Consider the following 12,434-nt stretch of genomic DNA (forward strand, 5'->3'; position numbering starts at 1 on the left):
CGTAATGAATATAGTAGTCACTCTTGAGACTTGATATTTCAAATTTTTTCCATCCGGAGATGGTTTGCGATATCAACCCTGCGAGTGCCCACACAGATTGTCTGATAAATTGTTAAAGAGCAGTGCGAACAGCGATTCATTCTGCTGTCGCGAGGTGGCGTATAATACGCTTCACCACTGAAGAGTCAAGGATTTATTCACTTTTCTCTTCCTGACCCGGTGACCGTTAAGCCGTTGTTCCGTGTCAGTGGAGGCGCATTATAGGGAGTTCCTGACCGGTGACAAGTGTTTATTATAAAAAAATGACTAACCGGTTTAATTTTCGCCAGCAGCCGAAAAAATACCCGGTTAACGGCGGTTTTTTAGTCTGATTACGGGAATTAAGGATAATAATGCCGGAAAGAAAGATATTATCTTTGCGCATCGCATCATCTCTCCTGTCATCCCGGGCATATAAAGAAGAAGGAAAGGACGCTTAATGATTAAATCCGCACGCAGCATGGCTGGTCTTCCCTGGATTGCTGCAATGGCGTTCTTTATGCAGGCACTGGATGCCACCATTCTGAATACCGCTCTGCCGGCAATTGCCCGGAGTCTTAATCGATCCCCTCTGGCGATGCAATCCGCGGTAATCAGCTATACCCTAACGGTGGCGATGCTGATCCCGGTGAGCGGCTGGCTGGCCGACCGGTATGGCACACGTAAAGTATTCATCGCCGCGGTTTCACTCTTTACGCTGGGGTCACTGTTCTGCGCGTTGTCCGGTTCGCTGGGCATGCTGGTAGTCTCACGAGTGATACAAGGGGTGGGCGGCGCAATGATGATGCCGGTCGCCCGTCTGGCGCTACTGCGTGCTTACCCGCGCAGCGAGCTGCTGCCGGTACTCAATTTTGTCACCATGCCCGGGCTGGTTGGCCCGATTCTTGGCCCGTTGCTCGGCGGCGTAATGGTTACTTATGCCACCTGGCACTGGATCTTCCTGATTAATATCCCGATAGGTATCCTCGGCATTATCTACGCACGCAAATATATGCCGGATTTCACCACCCCCCGTCGCCGTTTTGACCTCTCCGGCTTTCTGTTGTTTGGTTTTGGCCTGGTACTGGTATCCAGTGGTATTGAGCTACTCGGGGAACAGATCGTTGGCGGTAGCATTGCCGCCGCGGTATTGCTGGCGGGTGTATTACTGCTTCTCTTCTATATATGGCATGCGCGCCGTCATCCGATGCCGCTAATCGGTTTGCCAATGTTTAAAACCCGCACCTTCTCGGTTGGCATTGTCGGCAATATCGCTTCGCGCCTCGGTACCGGCTGCATCCCTTTCCTGATGCCGCTGATGCTACAGGTGGGGTTTGGCTATTCGGCGATTCTGGCAGGCTGCATGATGGCGCCTACCGCTTTCGGCTCAATATTAGCGAAGTCTACCGTTACCCAGGTTCTGCGCTGGTTTGGCTATCGTAAGACGCTGGTCGCCATCACCGCGATTATCGGCGCGCTAATCGCCACCTTCTCACTACAGTCGCCTGGTATGGGCATCTTAATAATAGTGGCGCCGCTGTTTATTCTGGGGATGGCGATGTCGACGCAGTTTACGGCGATGAACACTATCACTCTGGCTGACTTAACCGATGAGAATGCCAGCAGTGGTAATAGTATGCTGGCGGTGACCCAGCAACTGGCGATCGGTTTTGGCGTGGCGGTCAGCGCCGCGGTATTGCGCATGTATCAGAATTTCGATGGCAGCACGGTAGATCACTTTCATGCCACCTTCCTGACGATGGGGGTAGTAACCATACTTTCAGCGCTGGTGTTTATGTTATTAAAACCGGGCGACGGTCGTAATCTGATTGCCAATCGCGAGAAACGTAAAAAGGGCGGTTAAATCTCACCCACCGAGGCGCGTTCGATCAGTTCCGGCGTCAGCACTAACAACTGTTTGCTGATGCCGGGATCGGCAAGACGTTGAATCAGAGTATCAATTGCCAGCGCGCCCAGTTCGTCTTTCGGCTGATGAATAGTGGTCAGCGGCGGCGTCATATAGCGCGCCAGTTCAATATTGTCATAACCAATCACCGCAATATCCTGCGGCACCGATAATCCGGCCTGATACAGCGCGTGATAAACCCCGACGGCCATCGCATCGTTACAGGTAAACACCGCCTGCGGTAATGGATTCAGGGTCAACAGCTGGTTCATGGCGTTATAGCCGCCCTGAAACTCAAAGTCACTGTCAACAATGTACCCCGGCGGGATCGGCAGCCCGGCCATGGTCATCGCCTGTTTATAACCCTCGAGACGCAGCCGGGCTGGCGTTTTATCCTGCGGGCCGGCAATACAGGCGATCCGGGTGTAGCCACGTGCAATCAGATAGGCGGTGGCCTGCTCGCCCCCCAGTAATGAATTATCCTGAATAATATCGCTATCGCCGTCAAACGGCGCCCAGTCCATCATCACAGAAGGAATCGATGGATAGCGGTTCAGGATCTCCAGCGAGGGTAAATGGCTTTCGGTACACATGATCAACAAGCCATCCACTCGCTTCTGTAGCAGAGTTTCCAGACTGCGATTCATGCGCTCCTCATCGCCGGCGGTATTACACAGCACCAGACTGTAGCCACGTTGATAACAGCTATTTTCGACACCATGCACCACTTCGGAATAAAACGGGTTACTACTGGCAGTCAGCAGCATACCAATGGTACGGGTCTGATTGATTTTCAGGCTGCGCGCCAGCGCCGAGGGCGCATAGTTCAGCTCCCTGATGGCATCATCAATTTTTTTGCGTACCGCATCGCTAACAAAACGGTTGTTATTGATGACATGAGATACCGTTGAGGTCGATACGCCCGCTAAACGGGCGACATCTTTCATCGTGGCCAGGATACTTACCTCTGCTGTTGCAGGAAGCTATCAATCTCTTCGCGCCATGGCACTGAAGGTTGCGCCCCCGGACGTGTGACGGCAATCGCGGCTGCCGCATGGGCAAAACGCACCGCTTTATCCATTGGTTGCTGCTCAAGCAGTGCGGTGATCAGCGCGCCATTAAAGGTATCACCTGCAGCAATGGTATCGACGGCGGTCACACGGAAACCAGCAATACGCTGGCCCTGCCCGTTATCGCTCAGCCAGACGCCACGGCTGCCAAGCGTAATCAGTACCTTACCGATGCCTTTGCCATGCAGCACTGCCGCCGCACGCGCGGCATCTTCATCGGAACGAACCGCAATGCCGGTAAGGATCTCCGCTTCGGTTTCATTCGGGGTAATCATATCCACCAGCGACAGCAACTCATCGGACAGCGGTATCGCTGGCGCAGGATTCAGGATCACCTGCGTCTGATGCTGGCGTGCAATACGCGCGGCGGCCAGCACGCTTTCCAGCGGTGACTCCAGCTGCATCAGCAATGCCGATGCCTCGGCAATGGTTTGTTGATGACGGGTAACCCGTTCCGGCGTTAATGCCGCATTGGCGCCGGCATATATCGCGATGGAGTTTTCTCCGTCACCATTAACGAAAATCAGCGCCACCCCGGTTGTGGTTCCGGCGATCACTTCTACCGGCGAGATATCAATGCGATCCTTTGCCAGCTGCTGACGCACGCGCTCGCCAATATCATCTTCGCCAACACAGGCAATAAAGGCGATATCCGCGCCGCTGCGACCGGCAGCCACCGCCTGATTCGCCCCTTTCCCGCCAAAAGCGATCTGATACTGCTTGCCGATCACCGTTTCTCCCGGGCGCGGAAACTGCGCCAGGTTAAGGATGTGGTCCGCATTAATGCTGCCAAGAACAGCCAGTTTACCGGTTTTAGTCATATGTGAATCGTCCTAAAAAGTGCGCCACCGGAAAGGGTGGCGCGGTGCCCTGCTTTTCTTTGATTTATTTGGTGACCAGCTTCAGGTCTACCGGATTGATCGCTTTAACTTTCTCGCCTTTCAGCACTTTATCAGCCACCTGCACGCCGATAACACCGATCTGCTCCGGCATCTGAGCGACAGTTGCCGCCATTTTTCCGCCTTCAACCGCTTTCATACCGTCAGCGGTACCGTCGAAGCCCACCACCAACACATCAGATTTACCTGCAGTTTGCAATGCGCGCAGTGCGCCCAGCGCCATTTCGTCATTCTGCGCAAATACTGCCTGCACATCAGGATGTGCGGTCAGCAGGTTCTGCATAACGTTCAGGCCCTTAGTACGATCGAAGTCCGCAGGCTGGCTGGCAAGAATATTGAATTTGTGTGCATCAGCAGCCTGTTTGAAACCTTCACCACGCTCACGAGCAGCGGAGGTCCCGGCCAGCCCCTGCAGTTCGATAATTTTGGCGCTTTCACCGAGTTTTTTCGCAATATAGTCACCGGCCATTTTACCGCCAAAACGGTTATCAGAGGCCACGTGGCTGACCACGGTACCCTGTGACGCGACGCGGTCAAGGGTGATCACCGGGATTTTGGCCTGGTTGGCCATTTTCACCGCGTTGCCTACCGCATCGGAATCGGTTGGGTTGATCAGCATTAATTTGGTGCCGCGTACCGTCAGATCCTGCACGTTAGCCAGCTCTTTCGCCGGGTTGTTCTGTGAATCCAGCACCACCAGGTTATAACCCAGTTTGTCGGCTTCTTTCTGTGCCCCCTCTTTCAGTGAAACGAAAAACGGGTTATTCAGGGTGGAAACCACTAATGCAATAGTGTCTTTCGCCAGTGCATTGGCACTGAGGGTGGCGCTAAGTAATACAGCAAGTGCAGTCAGTTTTTTCATTTTTTATTTCCTGTCCGGGTAGAGAAGAGTTATTTACTGCTTTTGTTATCCACCAGCACCGCCAGCAAAATTACCGCTGCTTTTACGATCATCTGGTAGTAAGAAGAAACACCTAATAAATTCAGTCCGTTATTCAGGAAGCCAAGGATCAGCGCACCAATCAGGGTGCCGACAATACGTCCTTTACCACCTGCAAGGCTGGTACCGCCCAGCACTACCGCCGCAATCGCATCCAGTTCATAACCGGTACCGGCCGTCGGCTGCGCCGAAGAGAGGCGTGCGACTTCAATGCTCCCCGCCAGCGCTGCCAGCATGCCGCACAGGGAGTAGACAATGATTTTCACCCGGTTCACATTGATGCCGGATAACTGCGTTGCCGCTTCATTGCCGCCAAGCGCATAGATGTAGCGGCCTAACCGGGTGTGATGCAGCATGTACCACGCCAGCAGAAACACGATAGCCATCAACCAGATCGGCGTCGGCACCCCCAGCGGGCGACCGATACCAAACCAGCCCAGCAAATCAGCATTGGCATCAAAGCCGGTATTAACCGGGCTGCCGTTGGTGTACACCATGGTGACGCCGCGCAGCAGCAGCATCATCACCAGGGTGGCGATAAATGCCTGTACTTTCCCTTTCGCCACAATGGTGCCGGTAATCGCGCCGATAAAGGCGCCAAGCGCCAGCGAAGCCGCCACCGCCACCAGCGCATTGACCTCCATGCCAACCAGTGACGCAGCCACCGCGCCGGTCAGCGCCAGCAGTGAGCCAACCGACAGGTCGATACCGGAGGTCAGGATCACCAGCGTCATCCCCACCGCCATAATGGCGTTAACTGAAGTCTGCTGCAGAATATTGAACAGGTTATTTACCGTGAAAAAATTCGGGCTCAGGCTGGAAACAACAGCGATCAGCACAATCAAGGCAATCAGCGATTTCTGCTCCAGCAGCCACGCTTTGCTAATCTGGCGGCGGCGTACAGGTAAACTTTGCGTACTCATAAATGTGCTAACTCCTCGCTGTGTTGCTTGCCCACTGCTGCAGCCATAAGGGCTTCCTGGGTGGCTTGTTCAATGGTGAAATTGCCGCTCAGGCGGCCTTCATGCATCACCAGAATGCGATCGCTCATGCCGAGTACTTCCGGCATTTCGGACGACACCAGAATGATGCTCAGCCCTTCTTCTTTAAACTGGTTGATAAGCTGATAGATCTCTTTTTTCGCCCCGACATCCACGCCACGCGTCGGTTCATCAAGGATTAACACCTTCGGGCGGGTCATCAGGCCGCGCGCAATCGCCACTTTTTGCTGATTGCCGCCGGAAAGCAGGCCTATCGGCTGCTCCATTGACGGGGTTTTCACATTAAACAGGCGGATAAAGTCGCCAACAGCCAGCCGCTCCTCCGCATGTTTCAGACGTCCGCCACCATGACTGAAGTAGCCCAGCGCGGTGAGAGACATGTTCTCTTTTACCGACATCCCCAGCACCAGGCCGTCACGTTTTCGATCTTCAGAGATATAAACAATGCCATTAGCCAGGCCCTGCTGCGGCGAACGCGTCTGTACCTCATGACCATCCAGCGTTACCTTGCCGCCGGTACGCGGTAGCGCGCCGTATAACACTTTCATCAGTTCGGTACGTCCGGCGCCCATCAGGCCGGCCACCCCCAGAATTTCACCTTTGCGCAGGTTAAAGCTGACGTTATCGACGCCCGGTCCGCAAAGATTCTCCACCTGCAGACGCACCTCACCCGGCGCTTTATCGAGACGCGGATACTGCTCTTCCAGCTTACGACCGACCATCATTTCAATCAGCGACTCTTCGCTCAGGCTGTCCACCGTGCGCTCGGCAATAAACTGCCCATCGCGAAAAACGGTGACGTCATCGCAAATTTCGAAGATCTCTTTCATGCGGTGTGAGATATAGACGATGCCGCAACCCTGCGCTTTCAGCTCCCTGATCACCCGAAACAGCGAAACGGTTTCCGTGTCGGTCAGCGCATCGGTTGGTTCGTCCATCACGATCACTTTCGACTCAAAGCTCAGCACCTTGGCGATTTCCACCATCTGCTGATCGCCAATCGACAAATCACCCACCAGCTTATGGCTGTTAAAACGCAGATTGAGACGCTGCAATAGCGCATCGGCGGCGCTATACATTTTTTTCCACTCAATGCGGCCAAAGCGGTTAACAAATTCACGCCCGAGAAAAATATTCTCCGCAATGCTGAGTTGTGGGATCAGATTAAGTTCCTGATGAATAATGCCGATACCCGCTTCCTGCGAAGCTTTCGGACCGCTAAAACTGGTTTCATTACCGAGCCATTGCAGCGATCCGGCATCGCGGCTATAAATACCGGTCAGCACTTTCATCATGGTGGATTTACCGGCGCCGTTTTCACCCACCAGCGCCATCACCCGACCTGGATACACCGCCAGCGCGGCACCGGAAAGCGCTTTTACGCCCGGGAAGGATTTATCAATACCTGTCAGTTGCAATAAAGGTTGCATGCCAGCCTCAGAAGGTCACGCCAGCGACCAGGATGACATTCGCATACGGAGAACACTCTCCGCTGCGAATGACCGCCTGACTACGCTGTGTCTGTTGTTTGAACTGTTCATGACTGATGTAACTGATACTGATGGTATTTCCCTGAAGTTGTTGCAAGGATTCGAGCAGAGCGACCAGCTCGCTATGAAGTTGCGGATTATGCTGCTTAATCTCTTCCGCGATGATGGCGCTTTCTACCTGCATCTCTTTGGTTACGACTTCGGTGACCTGCATAAAGCCGGGAATTCCGTGCGTCAACGCCAGATCGATCCGCTGCGGACCTGCCGGAACAGGTAAACCAGCATCACAGATCACCAGGCTATCGGTATGCCCCAAACGGGAAACCACGTAAGAAATTTCAGAATTCAGTAAGGCGCCTTTTTTCATCTTTCACTCCTGAGCGAAACGTTTCGCTGACCGGGAGTGTAAAAAAAACACCGCGGAAAACAATCAGGATGTGATGGAAATGTGATCGCCATCGAAACGTTTCGCTGACGACGGGGGAAATTTTGCTTAAAGCACCTAACCGATAAAAAAACGGGCCAACTTCTGTTGACCCGTTGGTGAGCACTAACTGGGTTACTGAATTTTACGCACGCTTTTCACATCCAGTTCAACCGAATTAAAGTCTTTATCCAGCTTGCCCTGCAGCTCAACGTTGTCGGCCGGAGATACGCTCAGGCCCTGCCAGCGCTTGTGGTCAATTTCCACCGTCATGGTGCCGGACGCGTCATGGAAACTGTAGTCCTCATCGCCAGTACGTTTGTCGATATTGCCGCGCAGCGTCACCCAGCTGTCATCCTTCAGATCCTGTGCCTGTTTAACCGTGACCACGCTACCATTTGGGCCATTAAAGCCCCCCTGCTGCATGGAGGCCGCCGGGGCATTAGGGTCAACAAAGCCACCATTGTTCACGGCAAGCACCGGGGTGGAAACCAGAGCGGCGATAGCGAATAAAGCGGCGGTTTTTTTCATATTATGTTCCTCTTTACCTCAGGATAAGCGGCGGCATTGATGCCGGCCGCCTTTTGTGTGGACACTATTAAAGCAAAGGGTTCTTAACAGGATCTTAAGGACGCAGAGCGCGCCATTTTATTTCTCTATCCTGCGGTAAATAGCCGATTTTCCGCGCCAGAACCTGTACAAGCCGCCCTGCGGTTACGTAGGCTGTGAATCACGCGAGAAAAAGAGACGCCGATGAGAATTTTATTAATTGAAGACGATCGCCTGATTGGCGACGGCATTAAAGCCGGTTTAAGCAAACTGGGCTTTAGCGTTGACTGGTTTTTATCCGGCAAGGAGGGGTTAGTGGCGCCGGAGGCCGCCCCTTATGATGCCGTGGTGCTGGATCTCAGCCTGCCGCATATCGACGGACTGGATATTTTGCGCCAGTGGCGCAAAAACGGTCAGGATGTACCGGTACTGATCCTCACCGCCCGCGACGCGCTGGAGCAGCGGGTAGCGGGTCTGCAACAGGGCGCCGATGACTATCTGTGTAAACCTTTTGCCCTGAGTGAAGTGGCGGCTCGCTTGCAGGCGCTGATCCGTCGTCGGCATGGCCAGCTGCAGCCGACATTGCAGCACGGCGAGGTGGTAATGGAGCCCGGCTCACATAAGGTTACCCTGCGCGGCGAGCCGCTGATGCTGAAATCGCGCGAGCTGGCGATCCTCGAACTGCTGCTGCTGAATGCCGGCCGGGTGCTGACGCGCGCTCAGCTGGAAGAGAAACTGTATGGCTGGGATGACGATGTCTCCAGTAACGCGGTGGAAGTCCATATCCATCATCTGCGCAAAAAACTGGGCAGCGACTTTATCCGCACCGTGCATGGTGTCGGCTATACGCTGGGAGCCGGTTCATGAAGCGCATGAGTTTGCGCCTGCGGTTAATCGTCGGCTTTATTCTGCTGACACTGCTGTGCTGGGGTGTCGCCAGCATTGAATCCTGGTATCAAACCCGCCATAAAATCAACGAGTTGTTTGATACCCAGCAGATGCTATTTGCCAAACGCCTCGCCACCATGAATCCGCAAGATCGCAGCCAGTCAGCGCAATCACTGCCAAAAACCAAACAGCTGGTGCGCCACCATCGTGGTGAACAGGAAGATGATGCGCTGGCGTTCGCCATATTCACCCGCGACGGACAGATGGTGATGAACGACGGCGATAATGGCAAAGATTTCCTGTTTGGCTATCAGCAAAACGGTTTTCGCGACGGCAAGCTGCGCGATGACGACGATCTGTGGCGTATGGTCTGGCTGGCGACGCCCGATCGGCGTTACGTGGTGGTAGTCGGCCAGCAGTGGGAGTATCGCGATGAAATGACGCGCGATATTGTCCAAACCAATTTAACTCCGTGGTTGTTTGCGCTGCCGGTGATGCTAATTTTGCTGTTCTGGCTGGTGACGCGTGAACTGGCGCCGCTAAAACGTATCGCTATGCAGCTGCAGCTGCGCTCGCCGGATGATGGCTCGCCATTAACCACACCTTATTTGCCGCAAGAAGTGAAGCCAATTGTTGATGCGCTGAATGCTCTGTTTGCCCGAATCAATCAGATGCTGCTGCGCGAGCGACGCTTTACCTCAGACGCCGCGCATGAGTTGCGCAGCCCGCTGGCGGCGCTGAAAGTTCAAACCGAAGTGGTGCAGCTGGCGCACGATGACCCGCCGATGCGCCAGCATGCGTTGCGTAATCTCACCGCCGGTATCGACCGCGCCACCCGGCTGGTCGATCAGTTGTTAACCCTGTCGCGACTGGATGGCGAAGCGGCACTGGAAAACCGTCAGCCCATCGATCTGCACCCGCTATTGCAACAGGCGGTTATCGACCACTATCACCAGGCGCAGCAAGCCGGCGTTGAGATCACGCTGCAGTTGCCGGACGAAGCGGTGGTTGTCAGCGGCCATTCGTTGCTGTTAATGCTGATGGTGCGCAATCTGCTGGATAACGCCATTCGCTACAGTCATGCGGGCAGTACCGTCGAAATCAGCCTGCAGCGTCGCGGATTTAGCGTGGCGGATAACGGTCCGGGAGTGGATCAGAATGAGTTAGCACATATTGGTGAGCGTTTTTATCGGCCAGCGGGACAGGAGAAATCGGGCAGTGGTCTGGGATTATCGATCGTCACTAATATCGCCCAGTTACATGGCATGCAGGCGCGTTTCAGCAACCGGGCTCAGGGCGGTTTTATCGCCACCCTGAGCTGGTAACCAAACGGGCGGCGCTGCCGCCCGCATGTGGCTTAAATTTCTACCTGCGTTCCCAGTTCAATCACCCGGTTAGGCGGGATCTCGAACTGATCGGGCGCGCGCAGCGCATTGCGTTGTAGCGCAAGGAACAGCTTGCCGCGCAGACGCAAATACCATGGCCGATCACCGATAGTCAGCGATTCATGCGACATAAAGAACGAGGTTTCCATCATCCGGCAGCTTAATCCTTCCAGCCCGCAACGATGGAAAATCTCTTCAACGTTTGGCGTTTCACGCCAGCCATAACTGGCCACTACGCGCCAGAAGGTTGGCGAAAGTTGTTCGATAGTCACACGACGGACATTATGCACGTAAGGCGCATCTTCCGTGCGCAGCGTCAGCAGCACTACCCTCTCGTGCAACACTTTGTTATGTTTCAGGTTATGCAGCATGGCAAACGGAATCACATTCAGCGCGCGCGACATATAGACCGCGGTGCCCGGCACGCGCACCGGTGGTGATTTCTCCAGCGAGGCGATCATCGCTTCCAGTGAGTTGCCATGTTCATGCATACGGCGCAGCAGACGGAAACGTTCACTTTTCCAGGTAGTCATTACCACAAACATCACCAGCGCCAGGCAGAGCGGCAGCCAGCCGCCGGAGAAGACTTTCACCAGGTTGGCACTAAATAGCGGCACATCAATACACAGCAGTATCAGCAGAATCAGCCACACCAGATAGCGGTTCCAGTTCCAGTTTTTCACCGCCACCGTACAACTGAGAATCGAGGTCAGTACCATGGTGCCGGTCACGGCGATGCCGTAGGCCGCTGCCAGATTACTCGAGTGTTCAAAGCTGACAATCACAATCACTACCGCAAAGTAGAGCAGCCAGTTAATCACCGGAATATAGATCTGACCGGATTCATTTTCCGAGGTATGAATAATGCGCATCGGCGGCAGATAACCTAAACGCACCGCCTGACGCGTCAGTGAAAACACCCCGGAAATCACCGCCTGTGAAGCAATCACCGTCGCCAGGGTGGCGAGAATCAGCATCGGGATCATCGCCCAGTCCGGCGCCAGCAGGAAGAACGGATTTTTAATCGCTTCCGGATCCTTCAGCAATAGCGCTCCCTGACCAAAGTAGTTCAGCGCCAGCGAGGGAACCACCACGGTAAACCACGCCAGACGAATCGGGAACTTACCGAAATGGCCCATATCGGCATACAGTGCCTCCACCCCGGTGATCGCCAGCACCACGGCGCCAAGGGCAAAGAAGGAAACCTGTTTATACTCGACAAAGAAGTGAAGCGCCCATATCGGATTCAGCGCCTGCAACACTTCCGGGTTGGCGATAATTCCGCGCGCGCCGAGTACCGCCAGCACGATAAACCATAGCAGCATCACCGGCGCAAATAGCTTGCCGACCATGCCGGTACCGTGTTTCTGAATCGCAAACAGCAGCGTCAGCACCGCAATCGACATCGGAACAATATAGGGATCGAGGGAAGGCGCAGCGATTTGCAGCCCTTCAATTGCCGACATCACCGATATCGCCGGGGTGATAACCACTTCACCATAGAAGAAGCTGCCGCCGACCAATCCCATGATCACCAGAAATGCCGTGGCGCGGGCGCCGGTATTGCGGCCAGCCAGCGACATCAGGGTTAAAATCCCGCCTTCACCGGCGTTATCAGCGCGCATCACATAGCTGAGGTATTTCAGCGAAACCACCAGCACCAGCATCCAGAAAATCAGTGACAAAAAGCCAAAAACGGCGTCACGTTCCACACCAAAACCAAACTGGCCGGACAAACATTCGCGCAACGTATAGAGCGGACTGGTACCAATATCGCCGTAAACCACACCAATCGCCGCCAGCGTTACGGCACCAAGGGACTGCTTGTTGTCAGAACTCATAGTTTTATCTTTTGTTGAAGCGG

General features: G+C 54.3%; 11 protein-coding genes. 3 read left to right on the forward strand and 8 right to left on the reverse strand.

Annotation, left to right across the window (positions count from 1 at the left end; all coding sequences use genetic code 11):
• Positions 1-478: 478 nt before the first annotated feature.
• Positions 479-1,882, forward strand: coding sequence for a multidrug transporter subunit MdtD (mdtD, locus tag JWF83_RS02920; RefSeq protein WP_413648544.1), 1,404 nt, complete (start codon positions 479-481; stop codon positions 1,880-1,882).
• Here mdtD and rbsR read toward each other — a convergent pair.
• From rbsR to JWF83_RS02955, 7 genes are all read right to left on the reverse strand, one after another.
• Complete coding sequence (rbsR, locus tag JWF83_RS02925; protein WP_413649159.1) at positions 1,879-2,880, reverse strand: ribose operon transcriptional repressor RbsR; 1,002 nt, start codon at positions 2,878-2,880, stop codon at positions 1,879-1,881. The two genes, mdtD and rbsR, sit on opposite strands and share 4 nt — an antisense overlap.
• Before the next feature lie 5 nt (positions 2,881-2,885).
• Complete coding sequence (gene rbsK, locus JWF83_RS02930; RefSeq protein WP_413648545.1) at positions 2,886-3,815, reverse strand: ribokinase; 930 nt, start codon at positions 3,813-3,815, stop codon at positions 2,886-2,888.
• A 64-nt stretch (positions 3,816-3,879) separates the two neighbouring features.
• Entirely contained in the window at positions 3,880-4,755 is an 876-nt protein-coding gene (gene rbsB, locus JWF83_RS02935) for a ribose ABC transporter substrate-binding protein RbsB (protein ID WP_413648547.1), read from the reverse strand.
• Between the two features lie 29 nt (positions 4,756-4,784).
• Positions 4,785-5,756, reverse strand: coding sequence for a ribose ABC transporter permease (rbsC, locus tag JWF83_RS02940; RefSeq protein ID WP_413648548.1), 972 nt, complete (start codon positions 5,754-5,756; stop codon positions 4,785-4,787).
• Complete coding sequence (gene rbsA / locus JWF83_RS02945) at positions 5,753-7,264, reverse strand: ribose ABC transporter ATP-binding protein RbsA (RefSeq protein WP_413648549.1); 1,512 nt, start codon at positions 7,262-7,264, stop codon at positions 5,753-5,755. The genes rbsC and rbsA overlap by 4 nt, the downstream gene beginning before the upstream one ends.
• 7 nt (positions 7,265-7,271) lie before the next feature.
• Entirely contained in the window at positions 7,272-7,691 is a 420-nt protein-coding gene (gene rbsD / locus JWF83_RS02950) for a D-ribose pyranase (protein ID WP_413648551.1), read from the reverse strand.
• A 192-nt stretch (positions 7,692-7,883) separates the two neighbouring features.
• Positions 7,884-8,279: a YgiW/YdeI family stress tolerance OB fold protein gene (locus tag JWF83_RS02955; RefSeq protein ID WP_413648552.1), complete on the reverse strand. Its 396-nt coding sequence runs from the start codon at positions 8,277-8,279 to the stop codon at positions 7,884-7,886.
• Between the two features lie 222 nt (positions 8,280-8,501).
• On the opposite strand from JWF83_RS02955, the gene qseB reads away from it, so the two are divergent.
• A complete protein-coding gene (gene qseB / locus JWF83_RS02960; protein ID WP_413648553.1) occupies positions 8,502-9,164 on the forward strand; it encodes a quorum sensing response regulator transcription factor QseB in 663 nt (220 codons plus the stop codon).
• On the forward strand, positions 9,161-10,510 hold the full coding sequence (gene qseC, locus JWF83_RS02965; protein WP_413648555.1) for a quorum sensing histidine kinase QseC: 1,350 nt from the start codon (positions 9,161-9,163) through the stop codon (positions 10,508-10,510). The genes qseB and qseC overlap by 4 nt, the downstream gene beginning before the upstream one ends.
• A 32-nt stretch (positions 10,511-10,542) precedes the next feature.
• Here the strand turns inward: qseC and kup are convergent, their stop codons facing one another.
• Positions 10,543-12,411, reverse strand: a complete 1,869-nt coding sequence (gene kup, locus JWF83_RS02970) for a low affinity potassium transporter Kup (RefSeq protein ID WP_413648556.1) — start codon at positions 12,409-12,411, stop codon at positions 10,543-10,545.
• Between the last annotated feature and the right edge of the window lie 23 nt (positions 12,412-12,434).

The sequence above is a fragment of the Pantoea sp. B65 genome (assembly GCF_047308185.1).
Classification (GTDB): Bacteria; Pseudomonadota; Gammaproteobacteria; order Enterobacterales; family Enterobacteriaceae; genus Erwinia.

Excerpts from the sequence above, each read along its gene's own strand:
- rbsK (WP_413648545.1), bottom strand. The coding sequence starts at position 3,815 with ATGACTAAAACCGGTAAACTGGCTGTTCTTGGCAGCATTAATGCGGAC.
- rbsD (WP_413648551.1), bottom strand. The coding sequence starts at position 7,691 with ATGAAAAAAGGCGCCTTACTGAATTCTGAAATTTCTTACGTGGTTTCC.
- rbsA (WP_413648549.1), bottom strand. The coding sequence starts at position 7,264 with ATGCAACCTTTATTGCAACTGACAGGTATTGATAAATCCTTCCCGGGC.
- qseC (WP_413648555.1), top strand. The coding sequence starts at position 9,161 with ATGAAGCGCATGAGTTTGCGCCTGCGGTTAATCGTCGGCTTTATTCTG.
- kup (WP_413648556.1), bottom strand. The coding sequence starts at position 12,411 with ATGAGTTCTGACAACAAGCAGTCCCTTGGTGCCGTAACGCTGGCGGCG.
- rbsC (WP_413648548.1), bottom strand. The coding sequence starts at position 5,756 with ATGAGTACGCAAAGTTTACCTGTACGCCGCCGCCAGATTAGCAAAGCG.
- rbsB (WP_413648547.1), bottom strand. The coding sequence starts at position 4,755 with ATGAAAAAACTGACTGCACTTGCTGTATTACTTAGCGCCACCCTCAGT.
- qseB (WP_413648553.1), top strand. The coding sequence starts at position 8,502 with ATGAGAATTTTATTAATTGAAGACGATCGCCTGATTGGCGACGGCATT.
- mdtD (WP_413648544.1), top strand. The coding sequence starts at position 479 with ATGATTAAATCCGCACGCAGCATGGCTGGTCTTCCCTGGATTGCTGCA.
- JWF83_RS02955 (WP_413648552.1), bottom strand. The coding sequence starts at position 8,279 with ATGAAAAAAACCGCCGCTTTATTCGCTATCGCCGCTCTGGTTTCCACC.